This window comes from Amycolatopsis sp. NPDC051045 (assembly GCF_040682955.1).
In the GTDB taxonomy this organism is placed as follows: Bacteria; Actinomycetota; Actinomycetes; order Mycobacteriales; family Pseudonocardiaceae; genus Amycolatopsis.
The window spans coordinates 154,553-172,619 of record NZ_JBFBCC010000017.1; the positions used below are offsets into that span (position 1 = coordinate 154,553).

The window sequence follows — 18,067 nt, forward strand, 5'->3', positions numbered from 1 at the left end:
GACGTCACATCTCTTCCTTCGCCTGGGTACCGAGCTGGTACATGTGGCAGCCCGGTGCGAGCTTCAGGTCCTGAGTGCGCAGCTGCCCGGTGCGGTCCCGCCACTGCAGGTGCACCGCCAGCGGGCCGGAGACGTGCTCGCCCAGCCCGATCTGGACGTCGAAGCTGCGGCGGCCGGCGTGCCCGCTGCTGCCGTCGACGCGACCCACGTACTTCTTGCCGTCCGCGGTGGTCACCGTGACCTCGGCGCCGATCGCCGGCGAACCGGCCGACGGCAGGGGGCCCGGCGCCACGGGGGCATCGGTGCTCAGCTTCAGCTGCAGGAACTTGCCGGTCTTGGGGCTGTCGTTGTGGTAGAAGACGGGCTGCTCCCACTGCCGCGCGACGGCGAACTCCGGCAGGCCGTCACCGTCCGCGTCGCCGACCCCGATGCCGCGGGTGGGCACCGGAACGGCCAGGCCGAGCTTCGGCGCGAGATCGACGTAGGTGCCGTCCGAGCGCTTCACGAAGAAGTGCAGGGTCTGGTCGCCGGCGAGGTCGTCGCCCGGGCGGGCGTTCGGCCACCAGAACGGGTTGGACGTCATGCCGTCGTTGGCCACCGCCAGCTCCTGCAGCTGCGGCCAGCGGTTGACCTGGCCCTTGATGAACCCGGTCGCCTGGGCGATCTGGACGTCACCACTGTTGTTGAAGTCCTCGATCTTGGGGTCCCAGCCCCAGCCCGACCACGCCGTCCGCGTGTCGCCGCTTTCGTCGTGGAAGGGGGCCACGCCGTCCTTCAGCTGGTTGCGCAGGTCCGTCAGGTCCTTGGCGGTGTTGACGAACTGGAGGTTCGATTCTTCGACACCCCACGAGGTCGTGATGTTGCTGACGAAGATGTCGTAGAGCCCGTCGTGGTTGAAGTCGCCGAAGTCGACGCCCATGCCCTTGAACGAGTCGTTGCCGAGCACCTTCGACTTCGGTTCGGTGACCCCGCGGATCCCGGTGACCTCGCCGAACTCCACGCTCCCCGGCCGCGACTTGTTGTAGAGCAGGTGGTCGTGCCCGAAGTCGTTGGCGATGTAGAGCTCGGGCAGGCCGTCGGCGTCGATGTCGGTGGCGCTCGCGCCCAGCGTCCACCCGCTGCGCGCGGCCTCGGGGATGCCCGTCGACGCGTCCACGAACGACGCCGTCGGGTGGGTGCCCGCGGTGGCCCCGGTCCAGCGGAAGATGTACTTCCCGCCGCCGTTCTTCGCGTGCGACATCGACTGGTTCATCGTGATGCCGCCGTCGGCGTTCGGGTCGAGGACCTTGCTGTCCGGGAAGTAGTTGCCGACGAAGACGTCCACGTGCCCGTCGCCGTCGAAGTCGCCGATGGTGGCCGCGTTGCTGTTCCACAGCGGGCCGTTGTACTTCCCGTCCGGGCCGCGCTTGCTGCCCGGCACGAGTTCGGCCGGCTCGTAGGCGGCGGGGGCGAGCTTGGTGGCGCCGGCCTTCTGCAGGAACACCACCGGGGTGCGGCCCCAGTAGTAGGCCAGGATGTCCATCCGGCCGTCTTCGTTGAAGTCACCGGGGATGCAGCCCATCGGGGCCATGTACTGCCACGTCGGCAGCGGCGCCGGGTCGAGGGCGAACGGGGCGTAGCGCTCCTGGCCCTTCCCCGGCGCCGGCGTGACGACGACCTGGTCGCTGCGCGGGTCGACGAGGCAGAGGTCGTTGGCCAGGCCGTCGCCGTCGAGGTCGTTCATCGCGATGGCGGCGCCGGTCGAGGACATCCACGCCGAGATGTGCTCGTACTGCTTGTTCAGCGTCCGGACGTACTGCGACTTCGCCGCCGCCGGCAACGCGATGGTCATCGGGGTGAACTGGAACTTGCCTGCCAGCTGGTCCTGCTCGGCGGCCGAGACGCTCGGCAGGCGCGCGACGAAGAACAACGTCAGCACCAGCGCGATCGCCACGAGGCCCGCGAGCTGCCGACGCAGCCAGCGTGTGGTCGCGGTCATTTGTTCACTCCTCCGTGGGTCAGCACTTCACCGGCGATCCGCTGCCGCCAGGCCTCGAATGCCGGGAGCTCGCCGTCGACGACCTCCGCCGGGCGCACTTCCTGGGTGATCGCCGCCGCGCGCTCGGCGGGCAGCCCGCAGATCGCCCGCGTGGCGACCTCGGTCTGGGGGATCAGCAAGCCGGCACGCACCCGGGCGTCGGCCGCGAAGGCGCTGCCCTGCGCGAGCTGCCCGCGGTGCTTGCCCGCGCGGCGGGCGAGCTCGGTCAGCTCGGCTTCGTCGACACCGCACGCGTACGTCGACGCCAGGCCGACGCCGGCGTACAGGTCACCGTGACGGGACGGGTCGAACCCGGCGATGGTCTTCGTCACCAGGTCGACGTCCGTGCCGCAGATGAACCACAGCGCGCGGCCGATGCCCTGGTCCATGGCCCGCAGCGAGTAGCCCCTGTACTGCCGGGACGGCCACGGGAAGTCCCGCTCCTGGTACTGCTGCCGCACGTACTTCTCGGTCTTGAAGTACGCCTGGTGGAAGCCGTAGCCGTCGAGCACCAGCCAGCGCAGCAGCGGGTCGAACCGCTCCGCCTTCGGCCAGGCGAACCGCGGCAGCCGCGCCATCGCCCAGCCGACGCCGACCAGGATGATGTAGTGCTGCTGCGTGCCGCCCGGGCCCGCGACGAAGTCCTCGATGTGCCGGCGGCCGCCGAACGGCAGCCCGTCGAGCATCGCGTAGCCCATTCCCGCGCCTTCGTAGGCGAATCCGCGGAACTGTTCCGGAATGCGACCGAGCCATTCCTCGCACTGGGCGGGGGTTCGCGCTTCGACGGCGTGTGCGTAGCCGAGCAGGAACTTCTCCCCCACCGTCTCCAGCAATTCCTGAGCCTGCGGGCTCTTCTTGTGGAAACCACGCTTGTCCAGCGACGTCTCGGAGACGTCCGGTGTCAGGATGCGGCGCCTCAGCGCGCGCCAGCCGTCGCCCAACGCACTTCCCCCTTACGGGTAGCATATTTCTTTGCCGAATGGTTCCACGGTCACAGATTCCGCACCGGAAGCTCTACTCCACGTTTGCCGGCGAGCCGGCGGACCTGGCGGTTCAGCTCGCTGCCCGGCGCGCTTCGGGCCGGAATTCCGCCCGGATCCGCTCGCGCCAGACCTCGTACAGCGGCAGCGATCCGTCGTCGCCACCGGCGGCTTCGGTCCGGTCGGAGATCTCCCGCAGCGCCTGCACGGACAGGCCGGTGAGGACCTCGGCCGCGAGGTGGGTGTGCGTGGGTACGTAGGCGGCGTAGGTCCGCGCCTTGACCGCGAAGACCACGCCCAGGGCCAGTTCGTCGTAGTACTCACCCGCCGCGCGGCGCAGGATCCCCAGCCCGCGCTGGTCGGCTCCACCGGCGAAGGTCGAGGCGAGCCCGACCCCGCTCCACAGGTCCGCCCGGCGGTGTTCGGCGAACCGCCCCACCGCGGCGGCCGCCGCGGTGGGGTTCCCGCCGTGGATGAACCAGAGCGCCCGGCCGACCCCCTGGTCGAAGGCGCGGGCGAAGTACTCCGGGCGGCCGGCCCACGGGTAGGGCACCGGCTCGGCCTGCTCACCGACCCACTTCTCCGTGTCGAAGTAGGCCCGGTCGAAGCCGTAGCCGTCGACGGCGAGCCAGCTCATCGTCGGGTGGTAGGCCACGTCGGTCAGCTCCGGCAGGATGTTCTTCCACAGCGGCCGCGGCAGCCGCGCCATCGCGAAGCCGATCCCGATGTAGGTCAGGAAGATGTACGGGCGCGCCGGCCCCTCCAGCAGTTCCCGCGTGCGGTCGCGGCCGCCGCCGGGCATCGCGTCGAGGATGGTGTAGCCCATCGTCGCGCCCTCGTAGGCGAACCCGCGCTGCTCCGGCTCGATCAGGGCGAGCCGGCGCTCGACCTCCCACAGCGACGCGCCTTCGATGGCCCATTCGAACCCGCAGATGACCGCCTGCGGCACCGCCTCCAGCCGGGCCGTCGCGTCGGTGTGGGTGACCGGGAAGCCGCGTTCGGCGAAGCCGACCGAAGCGAGCGAAGGAGCGAGAAGCCGCTTGCGCAGAACTCCGATTACGGTGGACATCGTGTCTTGGTCCCTTGTTCGGCGGCGGATCAGGCGACAGCGCGCAGGTGCGGCCGCGCCGCGGCGAGCATGCGCTGGGTGAACGGCGACTGCTTCGACGCGAGCGTGATCGCGATCGGTGCGTCGGTCGGTGCCGGCGCGCGCAGCCCGATCCGGGTGGCGGACCGGCCGTGCGGCGCCACGTGCACGGTCGAATAGGCGATCGAGAACTGCGGCCCGGCGGCGCCCGGCTGGTGCTGCGCGACCGCGATCGCCGTCCACTGGCCGGACGGCGCGCCGTGGATGGTCAGCTCGCCCGAGTTCATGTTCGCCATGCCGGTGAAGGCGACCGGGCCACACTGGGGCACCGGGTCGGCGAACAGCCCGACCAGCGTGTCCGCGGGGGCCGCGCCACCGGGCAGGTCCAGCTGGATCGCCAGCTCGCCGGTACCCACCTGCAGCGACGCGCAGTTGCGGCCGGCCGCGCGCAGCGTCCGCAACGGCGGAAGCCGCCGCAGCGTCGGGGAGATCGCCACGAGCAACTCGGCGACCTGCGGTTCCCGGTACTGCGTCGGCGTCATCCCGACCGCCCGCGAGAACCGGCTGGTGAACGTGCCGACACTGCTGTAGCCGACGCTGCACACGATGTCGGAGACGTTCAGCGACGTCGTCAGCAGCAGCCGCTTCGCCTCGAAGAGCCGCACGGCGGTGAGGAAGCGGCCAGGCGTCACCCCGGTGGCGTCGGCGAACATCCGGGAGAAGTGGAACCGGCTGACGAACACCTCGGACGCCAGGTCGGCGAGCGTGATCGGTTCGAAGTACCGCTCCCGGATCGACGAAATGGCCTGCAGCACCGCGGGCCGGACCGACTTGTCCACTCTCTCGAGCGCCGGCTCGCGGGCTGGAGCGTCGAACTCGCTGCCGTGTCCGACAGCCGCAATCGATCGCAACATCATCAGTCCAACCTCAAATCCCCTGGTGGAAGTTCTCCTTCTCCTCGTGCCAGGGAAGACGCCGTGTCTCGGAGATCGATTGACGAGCGATGGAGGACACCGGCGGCCCGGTTCACCCGTCCGCGGGACACCCGGTCGTGGGCGGGTGGTCCACCCGGACCGCCGCGTGCGGAACGCCCGGGTTCGGTGTGCCGGACGCCCGCCACCATGATCGGCAGCGGTCCCGCGGGACGCGCGTTTGGTCCGATCCGGGGAGACCGCCGCCCGGTGGGCGACGGGTTCCACTCGACGGCGGCGGGTGCGCCGCGCACCCCCGAGACCTGCGAAACGCATGCGGGGGCAGGACGAACGCACGCCGGGTCCGGTGGGCCGTTCACTGGCCGCCGGGACGACGCTCTGTCACATTCGGATAGAAGCCCGGAGTTCGGCCGTCCACCGACCCGCGCGGCACGACCTGGGGAGCGCGAGGACGCCTTGACGATGCTGGAGGCCAGCCATGTACTCCGAACAGCAGCGAACCGACGAGCCGGCCGACGGCGGCGTCCACTTCAGCGTGCTGGGGCCGCTGGAAGTGCTGCGCGACGGCGTCGACTACGCCCCGAGCGCGCCGAAGGTGCTGGCGCTGCTCGCCGTGCTCGTGATGCGTCCGGGCAAGATGGTACACATCGACACCCTGATCCGGGAGCTGTGGTCCGACAACCCACCCCGCACGGTGCGGACCACTTTGCACACCTACGTCTACCACCTGCGTCGCTGCATCATGCAGAACGACCTCGCGGAAGACGCCGAGAAACTGCTGGTCACCAGGCAGTCCGGCTACACCTTCAACATCGATCCGTCCCAAGTGGACATCCACCGGTTCGTCCGGCTGCAGCAGCTGAGCCACGAGCGCCAGGGAGCCGGCGACCACGCCGGGGCCGCCGACGCCTGCCGCGCCGCGCTCGACCTCTGGTCCGGGCCGCCGCTGGCGAACATCCACTGTGGACCGGTGCTGTCCGCGTACCGGACCGAGCTGCTCGAACTGCGGCGCAGCGTCCTGCACCTGCGGATCGAAGCGGAGATCGTCAGCGGGCGGCACCGCGAGCTGATCGGCGAGCTGCGTTCGCTGACCACCGGCAGTCCCCTGGACGAAACCCTGCACGGACAGCTGATGCGGGCGCTCGGCCGCAGCGGCAGGCGGTCCGACGCGATGGCCGTCTACCGCAAGCTCCGCACGCGGCTGGCCGGCGAGCTGGGTGTCGAACCCTGTGACGACCTGCAGTCCCTGCACCGAGAGCTGATTTCCGAAGGCGACCACCGGTGAGCCGCCCCGACCACGTCCCCGGCTCCCGCCGGGCCGTCGCATCGCCCGAGAAGAAGTGAGGAACGTTCGATGCCCACTCCGCACACCCGTGCCTACGGCCAGTTCTGCGGCGTCGCCCGCGCGCTCGAGCTCATCGGTGAGCGCTGGTCGCTGCTGATCATCCGTGACCTGGTGCTCGGCGCCAAGCGGTACGACGAGCTGCAGGCCGGCCTGCCGAAGATCCCGCCGTCCATCCTGTCCGCCCGGCTCAACGACCTGGAGGCCACCGGCGTGATCCGCCGCCGCGTCCGCGCCGAGCTCGACGCGGGCCTGGTCTACGAGCTGACCCAGTACGGCAGCGAGCTCGACCACATCGTGCTCGACCTCGGCCTGTGGGGCGCCCGCTCGCTGAACAAGCCGGCGGCCGACGACGTGGTCACCCTCGACGCGGCCATCCTGTCCCTGTACACGACGTTCCGCCCCGAGAGCGCCGAAGGCGTGCAGATCAACTTCGAGATCCGCTACGACGACCGCATGACGGTGCACGCCCTCGTCGAGGACGGCGCGGTCAAGGTCGGCGAAGGTCGGTTCCCCGGGGCGGAGCTGGTGATCCGGACCGGCCACAACGCCGCGCTGCTGGACCTGATGAGCGGCCAGCTCAGCGCGGCGGCGGCGATCCGCTCGGGCAAGCTCGCCATCGAAGGCGAAGCGGCGGACCTGGAGCTGTTCGCGCAGCTGTTCCACGTCCCGGCGGCCCCGGAGCCGGCGAGCGGCATCGCGGTCCACTGAACCGGTGCCGGGCCTGCCCCTCCGGCAGGTCCGGCCCGGTCAGGACTCCGCCTGCGCCACCCCGACCCGCGCCGCCCGCGCCTCGAGATACCGCCGTTCGGGGCCGCTCTCCGTCCGCTTCGCCGCCCGCAGGTAGTGCTCGCGCGCGTCCGCCGGGCGGCCCGCGCGCTCCAGCAGGTGCGCCCGGACCGCGTCCGCCCGGCGGCCGACGTCCAGCTTGGCGTCGATCCCGTCCAGCACCGCCAGCCCGGCGTCGGGGCCCGCCACCTGGGCGAGAGCCACGGCCAGGTTCACCGTCACCACCGGACCCGGCATGAGCTCGCCGAGCACGCCGTACAGCTCGACGATCTGCGGCCAGTCGGTCTCGTCGGTGCCGGGTGCCTCGTCGTGCAGGGCCGCGATCGCCGCCTGGACCTGGTACGGCCCCACCGGGCCCCGGCCCAGCGTCGAGCGCACCAGCGAGACGCCCTCCTCGATCATCGCCGCGTCCCAGCGGCCGCGGTCCTGCTCCGGGAGCGGCACCAGCTCGCCGTCCGGGCCGGTGCGGGCCTCCCGGCGGGCGTCGGTCAGGAGCATCAGCGCCAGCAGGCCCGCGACCTCGCCCTCGCCGGGGATCAGCGCGTGCACCGCGCGGGTCAGCCGGATCGCCTCCGTGGCCAGCTCGACGCGCAGCAGGTTCTCCCCCGACGTCGCCGTGTACCCCTCGTTGAAGATCAGGTACAGCACCTGGAGCACCACCCGCAGCCGCGCCGGGAAGTCGTCCGGCGACGGCTCGCTGAAGGCCGACCCCGCGGCGGCGATGCTCTCCTTCGCGCGCGTGATGCGCCGCGTCATGGTCGCCTCGGGCACCAGGAAGGCGCTCGCGATCTGGGCCGTGGTCAGGCCGCCGACCGCGCGCAGCGTCAGTGCGACCTGCGACGGCGGCGAAACCGCCGGGTGGCAGCACAGGAACAGCAGCGACAGCGTGTCGTCTTCGGCGGCGGGCTGCTCCTCGCCCGGCCCGGCGACGACCGTCACCGGCTCCCGCACGGCGACCGACTCCTCACGCCGCCGTCGCGCGCTCTCGCTGCGCCAGTGGTCGGTGAGCCGCCGGGTCGCGACCGTGATCAGCCAGCTGCGCGGGTTGTCCGGGACGCCGTCGGCCGGCCACTGCTCGCTGGCCGCCAGCAGCGCCTCCTGGACCGCGTCCTCGCACGCGTCGAACTGGCCGTACCGGCGGACCAGCACGCCCAGCACCTGCGGCACGAGCGGCCGCAGCACTTCCGCGACTGCGGTCACGCCATGGGCACTTCGGATTCGGCGTCGGCGAAGAAGACCACCTCGCGGACCTCGATGCCGAGCCCTTCGACGGCGGCGTCCGGGATCATCCCCGCGAGCTCGACGGCGCGTTCCTTGCTCGCGCACTCCACGAGGTAGTAGCCGGCCAGGAACTCCTTCGACTCCAGGAACGGGCCGTCGGTGACGGCCGGCAGGCCCCCGCGCACCCGCACGACGCTGCTGTCGGCGACCGCGCCGAGCGCCTGGGTGCTGATCATCTCGCCGGTTTCCCGGATGGTGCGGATGAACTCCTGGTGCCCGGTCATGATGGCGTTCATGTCCTCCTCGGACAGCTTCGCCATCACGTCGGGGTTCAGGTACATCGCCAGCAGGTACTTCACGTCCGGGCTCCCTTCAGCCACCCTCGCCGCGTCCGTGGCCGAACATAGCCGACCACGCCGCAAGCGCGGAGTGGAGCCGCCGCGCGGCCGCCTGCCAGGCTTGATCCGGGCAGCCCCGGCTACCCGGACCAGGAGGTTGGCGCCGATGGCCGACGTGTTCACGGACCTGCAGACCGAGACCGAGGCCCTGGCCGCGCTGGCCGAGCGGCACGGGTACGGCCCCGGCCCGGACCTCACCGGGTACTTCGCCCGGCTGACGTCGACCGCGCGGCTGGTCCGGCTCAGCGTCGAGCACCCGGCCGCGTTCGGGGTCACCCCGCAGATCTCCTACGACTCGCTCGACGAGGCGATCGTGAGCTGGCTGATCGAGCAGCGGAAGGCCACGGCCCTGCTCGCCTCGGCCCCGCCGTCGCCGGAGCTGCCGTGGAGCGACGGCCCGCTGCGCCCGTCGGTGCTGGCCGCGGCCGTGCTGACCGAGCTGTTCGCCTGCGGCCAGGACATCGCCGACGCGTTCGGGATCCGCCCGCGGCGCACCGACGCCATCGGGCACGTCGCCTACTACGGCGTCCGGACGCGCGACCGCCTCTACCACCGGCACCAGGAAACGCCGCCCGGCCCGTTCCGGTTCGAGCTGGGCGCCCCGTCGGGCGAGCTCTGGCTCTTCGGACCGGAGGACGCCCGCGACCGCATCACCGGCCCCGCCGAGGACTTCTGCCTGCTGGTGACCGGCCGCCGCTTCGCCGAGGACCTCTCGCTGGCCTTCACCGGCGGGCACACCGCCGACTGGCTGGAACTGCTGGAGCGCTGAGCCCTACGGGGTTTTCTGCCGATCGGCGCCGCAGCTGCGGCGGTCCGTGCGGTTCCTGGCGGCGTCGGCGGGTTCGCGCTCCGGACGGCAAACGGCCGATCGGGCCCGCCACGCCGCCGGGACCGGCAACCCGCCGCACGGCCGGCTGCGCCCTTGTGGCGGACGCGCGCCACCGTTCTCGAACCCGCCGGCCGGCACCACGGACGCCACCGCCGAGCCCTACTCGAACGGCGCCGGGTCGCCCGCGCCGACGCGCAGGATTTCCGCCTCGCCGGAGGAGAAGTCGACGACGGTCGTCGGTTCGACCCCGCAGTCGCCGGAGTCGAGGACCGCTTCCAGCGCGTTGTCCAGCTCTTCCTTGATCTCCCAGCCCTGCGTCATCGGCTCGCCCTCGCCGGGCAGCAGCAGCGTGCTCGACAGCAGCGGTTCGCCGAGCTCGGCCAGCAACGCCTGGGTGACGCGGTGGTCGGGGATGCGCACACCGACGGTCTTCTTCTTCTCGTGCATCAGCCGCCGCGGCACCTCCCTGGTGGCGGGCAGGATGAACGTGTAGCTGCCCGGGGTCGCCGCCTTGATCGCGCGGAACACCGCGTTGTCGATGTGCACGAACTGGCCGAGCTGGGCGAAGTTCTGGCAGACCAGGGTGAAGTGGTGCCGGTGGTCCAGCTTGCGGATGGAGCGGATCCGGTCGAGCCCGTCGCGGTTGCCCGGACGGCACCCGAGGGCGAAGCACGAGTCGGTCGGGTAGGCGATCAGCCCGTCGTTCCGGAGGATCTCGACGACCTGGCCGAGCGCCCGCTTCTGGGGGTTCTCCGGGTGGAGGTCGAAATAGCGTGCCATGGGCAGAGCCTAGGGTCGGCGGCCGGCCGCGGCACGGCGGGCCCCGCGCGTCTCCCACGTTGCGGTACCCGGGCCGAACGCTGGGCCCGCCCGTGGGCTGCGGCCCACAATCCGCAGTGGACCACAGCCAGGGAGGGCGAGTCATGACGGAGCTGACCGTGCCGGAACTCGACCGTCCCCGTGTCGTCGCCGGGGCAAGGTACCTGCTCGAAGGCCCGGGTGGCCGGGTTTCGCTGACCGAGCTGTTCCGGGGGCACCGGCGGCTCGCCGTGCACCACCCGATGGCCGACCACAGCGGACCCGCGGACGTCATCCCGATCGCCGAGGTCACCGCCGCGCTGCGCGACCCCGGCCTGCGGCTGGTGCTCGTCTCCCGCGCGCCCTACGCCAAGCTCGAGCAGTACCGGCGCCACCTCGGCTGGGACGTGGCCGCGTACTCGGCCGCGGGCACGGCGTTCACCGACGACTTCCGGGCGACCCGGCACGTGCCCGGCGCCGCGGGCGGCGACTCCTGGGACGACGACGAGTCCGGGCTCAGCTTCTTCCGGCTGGTGGACGGTTCCGTGCTGCACACCGGCTCGGTCGCGGTGCCGCACCTGGACTTCCTGGGCCTGCTCGCGAACACCGGCGGGCTCCCGCCCACACCGGACCGGCCCTGACCCGATCGGACGCGACCGGACCGCGTTCCCACTGTCCCCTGCCCGATCGTCCGCTGTCCCCTGCCCGATCACGCGTTTTTCGCACCGCTTCCGGGGCGCTCCCTTGAGTTATGCTCAGCCGTCAGCACGCACACACAGCGCCCAGACCCGGCCTCCTGGGCGGCCCGGTCGCCGCGCAGATCCCGGAGGGTCCGCATTGATGTCTCCGGTCTCCGCACTCGAACCCTCCACCGGGCGCTCGGCGACCGCCGAACCCCGCGGCACCACCGCGGCGGACCGGCGCCCGCGGCTGGCCACCTACCTGGCCTCGGCCATCATCGTCGTGGTCATCGCCGGGTTCAGCGTGATCGGCGTCGTCGGCCTCCTGCCGGCTTCGGTCGACGGCCTCCACGCCCTGTACGCCGTCGCCACCCTCGTCGGCCTGCTCGGGATCCAGCTGCTGTGGTTCAGCCGCCCGTCCGCCCGGCTCGACTCGGTCACCAGCCGGGTGCTGCTCGCCGTGGTGGTCGTGCTGGCCTACGTCCCGTTGCCGACCTTCGGCATCCTGTGGGCGGACATGCCGGACTTCGTCGGCGGCGCGGCGCTGCTGGTGCTGCCGCCGCGGTACGCGTGGCCGACGCTGGGCGTGGTCGCCCTCAGCGAGGTGTGGGTCTACCACATATTCGGCGCATCGCCGCTGGACACGATCTACATCGGCTTTTCGGCCTGCTTCTACAGCATCCTGTACTACCTGCTGGCCCGGCTCGCGCGGATGGTCCACGAGCTCCACCGGGCCCGCACCGAACTCGCCCAGCGCGCGGTCTCCGAGCAGCGGCTCGCCTTCGCCCGCGACCTGCACGACCTGCTCGGGCTGAGCCTGTCCGCGATCGCGCTCAAGGGCGAGCTCGCGCAGCGGCTGATGCGGAAGTCCGTCGACGCGGCCAAGGCCGAACTCGGCGAGATCACCGCGACCGCCCAGCGCGCCCTGTCCGACGTCCGCGCGGTCTCGCACGGCTACCGCGAGCTTTCGCTGGAGAAGGAGTCGCGGACGGCCGAAACGCTGCTGTCGGCGTCCGAGATCGCCGTCCAGGTCCACCTCGACCAGGGCGACCTGCCGGTCCAGGCGCGCACACTGCTGGCCAAGGTGCTGCGCGAAGGGGTCACGAACGTCCTGCGCTACAGCGACGTCGAACACTGCGAGATCGACGTCCGGCACCACGACGGCAAGGTCACCCTGGAGATCGTCAACGACGGCGTGACGGCGGAGGACCCGGCGACCACGCTGGCGGCCCTGCCCGGCGAGGTCGCCGCGCTCGGCGGCACGGCGACCTCGAAGTCCGATGCGGACGGCCGCTTCCGGCTGCGGGTCGAGCTCCCGGTCCCGGAACCCTTGGCCGGCGGGGGCGCGCACGAGGCCGAGCGGCAGGCCGAGACCGAGTCCAAGCGGATCCGCCGGCTGCTGCCGGTGGTGATGTCCCTGATGGCGTGCGGCGCCACGCTGCACGTGCTCGAGCTGACCACCCGGCCGTGGCAGGTGATCCTGGTCATCGGCTCGATCGTGGCGTTGCTGGCGCTGCAGTTCTCCTACTTCAACCGGCCGGCCACCCACCTGCGCACGGCGCAGAGCTACGGCATGTTGTTCGTGCAGGCCTGCCTGATCTACCTCCCGCTGCTCCCGCTGGGCCCGAACTGGGTCAGCCTGCCCGGGCTGCTGATCGGCAGCGCGCTGCTGGTCCTGCCGCCGGTCGCGGGCTGGGTGTTCTTCGCGCTCAACATCGCCGCCTACGCGGAGATCCAGCGGATCTCGGGCGCGGACATCACGTCGACGGTCTTCTACACCGCCGCGACGGTGATGACCGGGCTGGCCGTGTTCGGGCTGTTGTGGCTGGTCCGGCTGGTCACCGAGCTCGACAACACGCGGCGGCGGCTGGCCGAGATGGCCCTCGCCGAGGAGCGGCTGCGCTTCGCCCGCGACCTGCACGACCTGCTCGGCATGAGCCTGTCGGCGATCGCGCTCAAGAGCGAGCTGACGGCCCGGATCCTGCCGCTGGACCGCCACCGCGCCGCCGACGAGCTCGCCGAGGTCCTCGGCCTGACCCGGCAGGCCCTGTCCGACGTGCGGTCGGTGGCCAGCGGCTACCGCGAACTGTCACTGGACAGCGAGTCGCGCACCGCGAAGTCGGTGCTGACCTCCGCCGACGTCCGGGTGCGCATGGAGATGCTCGAAGACGAGCTGCCCACGCCGGTGCGCACGGTGCTGGCCGTGGTGCTGCGCGAAGGCGTCACGAACGTGTTGCGGCACAGCAAGGTGGAGAGCTGCGAGATCGCCATGCACCGTACGGACGGCGGGATCAGCCTCGACATCGTCAACGACGGCGTCGGGGACGGCGTCGGGGACGCGCGGTCCGAAGACCCCGGGAACCCCGGAGACCCGGGGGAGCCGGCGGAGCCGGTGGTGCCCGCGCCACGCGCCGTGCCCCGCGATTCGTCTCCCGGCAGCGGGATCGGCAACCTCTCGCACCGGGTCGCCGACCTCGGCGGCGAACTGACCGCGGGGGTCGAGCCGGACGGCCGGTTCCGGCTGCGGGCCGTGGTCCCGGTCTGATCCTTACTGGTCTATACCTGTTCGGAGCTCAGAGCCAGCCGGACTCCTCGGCGATGCGGATGGCGTCGACCCGGTTGCGCGCGTTGAGCTTCGCGACCACCGTCGTCAGATAGTTCCGGACCGTGCCGGCGGACAGGTAGAGCCGCGCGGCGACCTCCACCGTCCCGTAGCCCTGCGCGGTCATCCGGAGCACGTCCAGTTCGCGGCCGGTGAGCGGGCAGTCGACGCTGTCCCACGCGGCCAAAGCGAGGTCGCCGTCCACCATCCGGCGACCGGCGAGGACCCCGCGGACGGCGTTGGCCAGCTTGTCGGGCGGTGCGTCCTTCAGCAGGAACCCGCTGACCTTGGCGTCCAGCGCCCGCCGCAGCGTCCCCGGCCGGCCCAGGCTGGTCAGGATGAGGGTCCGGCAGCCGGGCAGCTGTTCGTGCAGCTCACCGGCGGCGGTGAGGCCGTCCTTGCCCGGCAGGTCGATGTCGATGACCGCCACCTGCGCCCGGTTGGCGCGGGCCGCGGGCAGGATCTCCAGGCCGGACGCGACCTCCGCGACCACGTCGATGTCGGGTTCCAGCCGCAGCAGGGCGACCAGCGCGCCCCGCACGATGTGCATGTCCTCGGCAACCAGCACTCTGATCACGGGTGCCTCCGCACTCACGATTCCCCAGAAGACAAGTCAACCATTCTGCTCGACGAATCGGTTGCACCGTTCGGGCATCCTCCGAGGTCACTGCCGCGAAATGCACGGGCACAGGCAAATGCCCGGCCGGAAATGCCTTGGCGCGATCGCGCGACTACCACCCGTAACGGTTTTCGCCATGATCGGACGACTGTTGGAAATTTTCCCGTCACGTCGTTTGTGGACGCTGCCGCGCTCCACATGCGACGAGCCGGCCACCGCCGGCGCGCGGTGCGCGCCCGGTGTGACCGGCTCGGCAGACACGAGAGCAGCGGAAATTACACTCAGGCCGCTTCGAGGACGTCGAGCCGGCAGATGCTACCCAGGATCGGCCGGACGTCGGCGGTGCCGTCGCTCCACTGCTCGAACCGGTCGATCGACAGGTCGGTGACGGTCTTCTCGACCTCAATGCCCAGATCGGCGAAAAGTGCGCGGACGTTGACAGAAACCTGTGCGGACATTGTGTGCTCCCAGTGGCGAAGATGAATGCTTCACGTGACATAAATCGTCGCCCAGTGGTGCGGCCACAGCCAGTGCCCGCGTCATCGGGCCGCCGTGGCTTACACATGGTCCGTGCGGTTTCGGAAAGGAGGCCGAACGGCGTAACCAGCCGCCGAATGAAGGTCGAATCACGCTGATTTCGTCACCATGCGCGATCGACCGGATGCGCGGTGCTGTCATCGACAGGTTCCGATGTGCATCCGTCATGGCGGGGATACCCCGCTTCGGCGGCACCAAACCCGGCATGTGCAAAACGCATGTCGACCATCGGTGAAATCCATCCGCACCGGTGCACAGAGCACTTAAGAAGTAGACGGCCGCCGTCCTACAGTTTTGGTCGGAATCGTTTTTCCCGCACCCGGACGCCTTCGCCGGAAGGCCCGGACGCGGCACCGTCGACCGGAGGGGACGGCCCACCATGGATGAGATCGTCCGGCAAGCCGTGGCACGTGCCATCGTGACCATGCGAGACAACCTGGGTGAGCGGCTCACGATCGACGACCTCGCCCGCGCGGCCATGTTCAGCAAGTTCCACTTCACCCGGGTGTTCCTGCGGGTCACCGGGCTGTCGCCGGGCCGGTTCCTGTCGGCCCTGCGGCTGGCGGAGGCCAAGCGCCTGCTGGCCACGACCGTGATCTCGGTGGCCGACATCAGCCACCAGGTCGGGTACAACAGCGTCGGCACGTTCAGCGCGCGGTTCAGCGGCAGCGTCGGCGTTTCGCCGTCCGGCTACCGCCAGCTGCACGGCATGGCGCCGCGGATCGCCGACCGGCAGGCCCAGCCGGGTTCCGGGGCGACCGTGCGCGGTCAGCTGCGCGTCGCCGCCGCCGAGGTCGGGCCGGTGTTCGTCGGGCTCTTCGCCGCCCGGATCGCCGAAGGCGCGCCCGCCCGGTACGCGATCCTGCCCGGACCGGGGCCGTACGCGCTGACCGACGTCCCGCTGGGGTCCTGGTACGTCCTGACGCACGCCTACGGGACCACCCCGCTCGACAACCACGGGCTGCGGCCGTTCACCGGCCTGACCGGGCCGGTGACCATCCACCGCGGCGTCACGGCGAGCCTCGCCGACGTCCGGCTGCGCCCGCGGCACGGTTTCGACCCGCCCGTCCTGCTGGCCCTGCCGGACCTGCGCCAGGCGGCGGTCTCCCGCCCGCTCGCGAGCTGAGCGTGCAATTGCGGGACACCGAATCCGCCGTCCGTTAATCCGCGGGCGGCGGACTCACCTGTTCGGGGGATGCACAGCCATTCGGCCCAGCAGCCGGCATCGGCAGCCGGATTGCCCGCACCGGCCGGGATCGGGTAGGTGACGGACGAATTCGGTTTTCCGCCGGTCCCATCGCGAGAAACACCGGCGGAGCCGCGCAATGGCGTACAATTGCGGTTCGGAGTCGCCGGACTGGGGTGCGAGGTACCGACGTGATCAAGGTGTTGCTGGCCGAGGACATGCACATGGTCCGCGGCGCCCTGGTCGCCCTGCTGAACCTGGAATCCGACATCGAAGTGGTGGCCGAGGTGTCCTCGGGCGACCAGATCCTCCCCGCCGCGAAGGCGTCCCACCCCGACGTCGCGGTCATCGACATCGACCTGCCGGGCAAGGACGGGCTGTCCGCGGCGATCGAGATCCACGAAAGCCTGCCCGACTGCCACACGCTCATCCTCACCAGCCTCGGCCGCCCGGGCACGGTGCGCCGGGCGCTGGACGCCAAGGTGAACGGCTTCCTGCTGAAGGACGCGCCGTCGGACAAGCTGGCGAACGCCGTGCGGTCGGTAGCCATCGGCCGCCGGGTCATCGACAGCGAACTGGCCCTGGCCGCCTGGGAGACCGACGACTGCCCGCTGACCCCGCGCGAGGTCGAAATCCTGGGCCTGGCCGCGAAGGGGCGCACGGTCTCCGACATCGCCTCCGAGCTGTTCCTTTCGGCCGGCACGGTCCGCAACTACCTGGCCTCCGTCGTGACGAAGCTGAACGCCCGCAACAGGGTCCACGCCATCCGCATCGCCATCGAAGCCGAGTGGCTCTGATTCCCGTCCCGCCGCGCCCGCGAACACTCGGGCACCGGCAGAGAAAGCTCCGCGGAAAACGCTTACCGAGATCCGCCGCCGGCTAGGGCGTGGCGCGTCCCAAGGGGATCGCCACCAGCAGCCGGTGGGTGCCGTCGGGCCCCGCTTCGGCCGTCAACGTGCCGTTCAGGACGTCGATGCGGTCGCGGAGGTTGCGCAGGCCCGCCCCGGCGTCCACGCCGCCGTCGGCCGCGCCGGCCGCTCCGTCGTTGACGATCTCCAGCCAGGCCGTCCCGTCCTCGGTGCTCACCGACAACGCGCACCAGCTGGCCGTGCTGTGGCGCACCACGTTCGTCACGCCTTCGCGCAGCGCCGTCCCGAGCGCGGTGGCCACCCGCGGGGGCAGGTCGTCGAGCCCGGAACGGGCCACCGTCACGCGGGTCCCGGCCGCGCTCAGCACGTCGGCCGCGGCCCGGCACTCCTCCTCGAGCGACAGTTCGCGGTAGCCCGCCGAGATCGTCCGGACGTCGGCCAGCGCGCGCCGCGACATCACCAGCAGCTCGGCCAGCTCCTCCGTCGCCTGCGCGGGCCGGGTGGGCACCAGGCGGGTGACAAGTTCACCCTTGAGGGTGATCGCCGAGAGGCTGAGACCCAGCAGGTCGTGGAGGTCCCGGGAGAACCGCTTGCGTTCTTCGGCGATGGCCTGGCGCTTCAGCTCGCGCACCTCCACGTCCCGCTCGGCCACCAGCCGCGCGGACGTGCCGAGCCCGAACAGCGTCAGGGCGGCGACCCCGGCGACCACCGCACCGGCCACGCCCGCGTGCACCGAGGCACCGGGCCACACCGAGCCGAGCCCGGCCACGACGCACGCCAGCAGCGCAGCGGGCACCGCCTTGGCCGGCGGGAGCGCCAGCAGCAGCCCGCCGGCCAAGAACCCGCTCGCCGGGCTCCACTGGACGCCGAACTGCAGCAACGGCACGAAGCCCAGCGCGGCCTGGACGGCGAGGACCACGATCCGGCGGCCGGCCCGGCCGGGCGCGAACCAGATCAGGTGCCCGGCCGCGAGGGCCGCCGCACAGGCCAGCGCGGCCAGCCGGTCCGGCCAGGACGTCCGGCCGGTCAGCACGAGCAGGAACGCGAGCAGGGCGACCGCGACCGGCTGCACGCCGAACACGAGCGCCCGGACCCCGGGCCGCTCCTCCCGCCACGAAGGAGAAGGCTGCCCGGCGGCCCGTCGCCGGGCTCCCTTACCGCGAATGCGCACCGGCCGAACG

The 18,067-nt window shown here is 71.5% G+C and carries 17 protein-coding genes; 7 read left to right on the forward strand and 10 right to left on the reverse strand.

Translation table 11 applies throughout. From position 1 onward, the window contains the following. Nucleotides 1-4: 4 nt before the first annotated feature. The 4 genes from AB0M80_RS33150 to AB0M80_RS33165 all read right to left on the reverse strand — a co-directional run bounded on the left by AB0M80_RS33150 (nt 5) and on the right by AB0M80_RS33165 (nt 5,001). A complete protein-coding gene (locus AB0M80_RS33150) occupies nt 5-1,978 on the reverse strand; it encodes a CRTAC1 family protein (protein ID WP_364572821.1) in 1,974 nt (657 codons plus the stop codon). Further along, complete coding sequence (locus AB0M80_RS33155; RefSeq protein ID WP_364572823.1) at nt 1,975-2,958, reverse strand: DUF1702 family protein; 984 nt, start codon at nt 2,956-2,958, stop codon at nt 1,975-1,977. Before AB0M80_RS33155 ends, AB0M80_RS33150 begins: the two co-directional genes overlap by 4 nt. A gap of 112 nt (nt 2,959-3,070) precedes the next feature. Next, the gene (locus AB0M80_RS33160) at nt 3,071-4,066 is read right to left on the reverse strand and encodes a DUF1702 family protein (protein ID WP_364572825.1); all 996 of its coding nucleotides are present in this window, start codon (nt 4,064-4,066) and stop codon (nt 3,071-3,073) included. 29 nt (nt 4,067-4,095) lie between these two features. Further along, a complete protein-coding gene (locus AB0M80_RS33165) occupies nt 4,096-5,001 on the reverse strand; it encodes an AraC family transcriptional regulator (RefSeq protein WP_364572827.1) in 906 nt (301 codons plus the stop codon). A gap of 493 nt (nt 5,002-5,494) precedes the next feature. Here AB0M80_RS33165 and AB0M80_RS33170 point away from each other — a divergent pair, with 493 nt between their 5' ends. Together AB0M80_RS33170 and AB0M80_RS33175 are read left to right on the forward strand one after the other, a co-directional pair. Then, complete coding sequence (locus tag AB0M80_RS33170; RefSeq protein WP_364572829.1) at nt 5,495-6,301, forward strand: AfsR/SARP family transcriptional regulator; 807 nt, start codon at nt 5,495-5,497, stop codon at nt 6,299-6,301. A 69-nt stretch (nt 6,302-6,370) separates the two neighbouring features. Next, entirely contained in the window at nt 6,371-7,069 is a 699-nt protein-coding gene (locus AB0M80_RS33175; RefSeq protein ID WP_364572831.1) for a winged helix-turn-helix transcriptional regulator, read from the forward strand. Between the two features lie 39 nt (nt 7,070-7,108). On the opposite strand, the gene AB0M80_RS33180 is transcribed toward AB0M80_RS33175, so the two are convergent. Continuing rightward, on the reverse strand, nt 7,109-8,347 hold the full coding sequence (locus tag AB0M80_RS33180; protein WP_364572833.1) for a DUF6596 domain-containing protein: 1,239 nt from the start codon (nt 8,345-8,347) through the stop codon (nt 7,109-7,111). Continuing rightward, on the reverse strand, nt 8,344-8,727 hold the full coding sequence (locus AB0M80_RS33185) for a YciI family protein (protein ID WP_364572835.1): 384 nt from the start codon (nt 8,725-8,727) through the stop codon (nt 8,344-8,346). The genes AB0M80_RS33180 and AB0M80_RS33185 overlap by 4 nt, the downstream gene beginning before the upstream one ends. Before the next feature lie 145 nt (nt 8,728-8,872). Between AB0M80_RS33185 and AB0M80_RS33190 the strand changes: the two genes are divergently transcribed. Beyond that, entirely contained in the window at nt 8,873-9,535 is a 663-nt protein-coding gene (locus tag AB0M80_RS33190; protein ID WP_364572837.1) for a maleylpyruvate isomerase family mycothiol-dependent enzyme, read from the forward strand. 219 nt (nt 9,536-9,754) lie between these two features. Here AB0M80_RS33190 and AB0M80_RS33195 read toward each other — a convergent pair whose 3' ends face one another. Further along, on the reverse strand, nt 9,755-10,375 hold the full coding sequence (locus tag AB0M80_RS33195; protein ID WP_364572839.1) for an L-threonylcarbamoyladenylate synthase: 621 nt from the start codon (nt 10,373-10,375) through the stop codon (nt 9,755-9,757). A gap of 143 nt (nt 10,376-10,518) precedes the next feature. Between AB0M80_RS33195 and AB0M80_RS33200 the strand changes: the two genes are divergently transcribed. Next, nucleotides 10,519-11,034, forward strand: a complete 516-nt coding sequence (locus AB0M80_RS33200) for a DUF899 family protein (protein WP_364572841.1) — start codon at nt 10,519-10,521, stop codon at nt 11,032-11,034. A 199-nt stretch (nt 11,035-11,233) separates the two neighbouring features. Continuing rightward, complete coding sequence (locus AB0M80_RS33205; RefSeq protein WP_364572843.1) at nt 11,234-13,618, forward strand: histidine kinase; 2,385 nt, start codon at nt 11,234-11,236, stop codon at nt 13,616-13,618. Nucleotides 13,619-13,646: 28 nt separating this feature from the next. Here AB0M80_RS33205 and AB0M80_RS33210 read toward each other — a convergent pair whose 3' ends face one another. Together AB0M80_RS33210 and AB0M80_RS33215 are read right to left on the reverse strand one after the other, a co-directional pair. After that, nucleotides 13,647-14,252, reverse strand: a complete 606-nt coding sequence (locus AB0M80_RS33210; RefSeq protein WP_364572845.1) for a response regulator transcription factor — start codon at nt 14,250-14,252, stop codon at nt 13,647-13,649. 323 nt (nt 14,253-14,575) lie between these two features. After that, on the reverse strand, nt 14,576-14,752 hold the full coding sequence (locus tag AB0M80_RS33215) for a hypothetical protein (protein WP_364572847.1): 177 nt from the start codon (nt 14,750-14,752) through the stop codon (nt 14,576-14,578). Between the two features lie 458 nt (nt 14,753-15,210). Between AB0M80_RS33215 and AB0M80_RS33220 the strand changes: the two genes are divergently transcribed. Both AB0M80_RS33220 and AB0M80_RS33225 read left to right on the forward strand, forming a co-directional pair. Next, entirely contained in the window at nt 15,211-15,957 is a 747-nt protein-coding gene (locus AB0M80_RS33220; protein WP_364572849.1) for an AraC family transcriptional regulator, read from the forward strand. 251 nt (nt 15,958-16,208) lie between these two features. Continuing rightward, entirely contained in the window at nt 16,209-16,814 is a 606-nt protein-coding gene (locus AB0M80_RS33225; protein WP_364572851.1) for a response regulator transcription factor, read from the forward strand. 82 nt (nt 16,815-16,896) lie between these two features. On the opposite strand, the gene AB0M80_RS33230 is transcribed toward AB0M80_RS33225, so the two are convergent. Beyond that, on the reverse strand, nt 16,897-18,057 hold the full coding sequence (locus AB0M80_RS33230; RefSeq protein ID WP_364572853.1) for a histidine kinase: 1,161 nt from the start codon (nt 18,055-18,057) through the stop codon (nt 16,897-16,899). Nucleotides 18,058-18,067: the final 10 nt, after the last annotated feature.

What these genes read in the sequence shown, in the direction of transcription:
- AB0M80_RS33200 (WP_364572841.1), top strand. Translation starts at nt 10,519, where the DNA reads ATGACGGAGCTGACCGTGCCGGAACTCGACCGTCCCCGTGTCGTCGCC.
- AB0M80_RS33170 (WP_364572829.1), top strand. Translation starts at nt 5,495, where the DNA reads ATGTACTCCGAACAGCAGCGAACCGACGAGCCGGCCGACGGCGGCGTC.
- AB0M80_RS33175 (WP_364572831.1), top strand. Translation starts at nt 6,371, where the DNA reads ATGCCCACTCCGCACACCCGTGCCTACGGCCAGTTCTGCGGCGTCGCC.
- AB0M80_RS33165 (WP_364572827.1), bottom strand. Translation starts at nt 5,001, where the DNA reads ATGATGTTGCGATCGATTGCGGCTGTCGGACACGGCAGCGAGTTCGAC.
- AB0M80_RS33160 (WP_364572825.1), bottom strand. Translation starts at nt 4,066, where the DNA reads ATGTCCACCGTAATCGGAGTTCTGCGCAAGCGGCTTCTCGCTCCTTCG.
- AB0M80_RS33205 (WP_364572843.1), top strand. Translation starts at nt 11,234, where the DNA reads ATGTCTCCGGTCTCCGCACTCGAACCCTCCACCGGGCGCTCGGCGACC.
- AB0M80_RS33220 (WP_364572849.1), top strand. Translation starts at nt 15,211, where the DNA reads ATGGATGAGATCGTCCGGCAAGCCGTGGCACGTGCCATCGTGACCATG.
- AB0M80_RS33150 (WP_364572821.1), bottom strand. Translation starts at nt 1,978, where the DNA reads ATGACCGCGACCACACGCTGGCTGCGTCGGCAGCTCGCGGGCCTCGTG.
- AB0M80_RS33195 (WP_364572839.1), bottom strand. Translation starts at nt 10,375, where the DNA reads ATGGCACGCTATTTCGACCTCCACCCGGAGAACCCCCAGAAGCGGGCG.
- AB0M80_RS33215 (WP_364572847.1), bottom strand. Translation starts at nt 14,752, where the DNA reads ATGTCCGCACAGGTTTCTGTCAACGTCCGCGCACTTTTCGCCGATCTG.
- AB0M80_RS33190 (WP_364572837.1), top strand. Translation starts at nt 8,873, where the DNA reads ATGGCCGACGTGTTCACGGACCTGCAGACCGAGACCGAGGCCCTGGCC.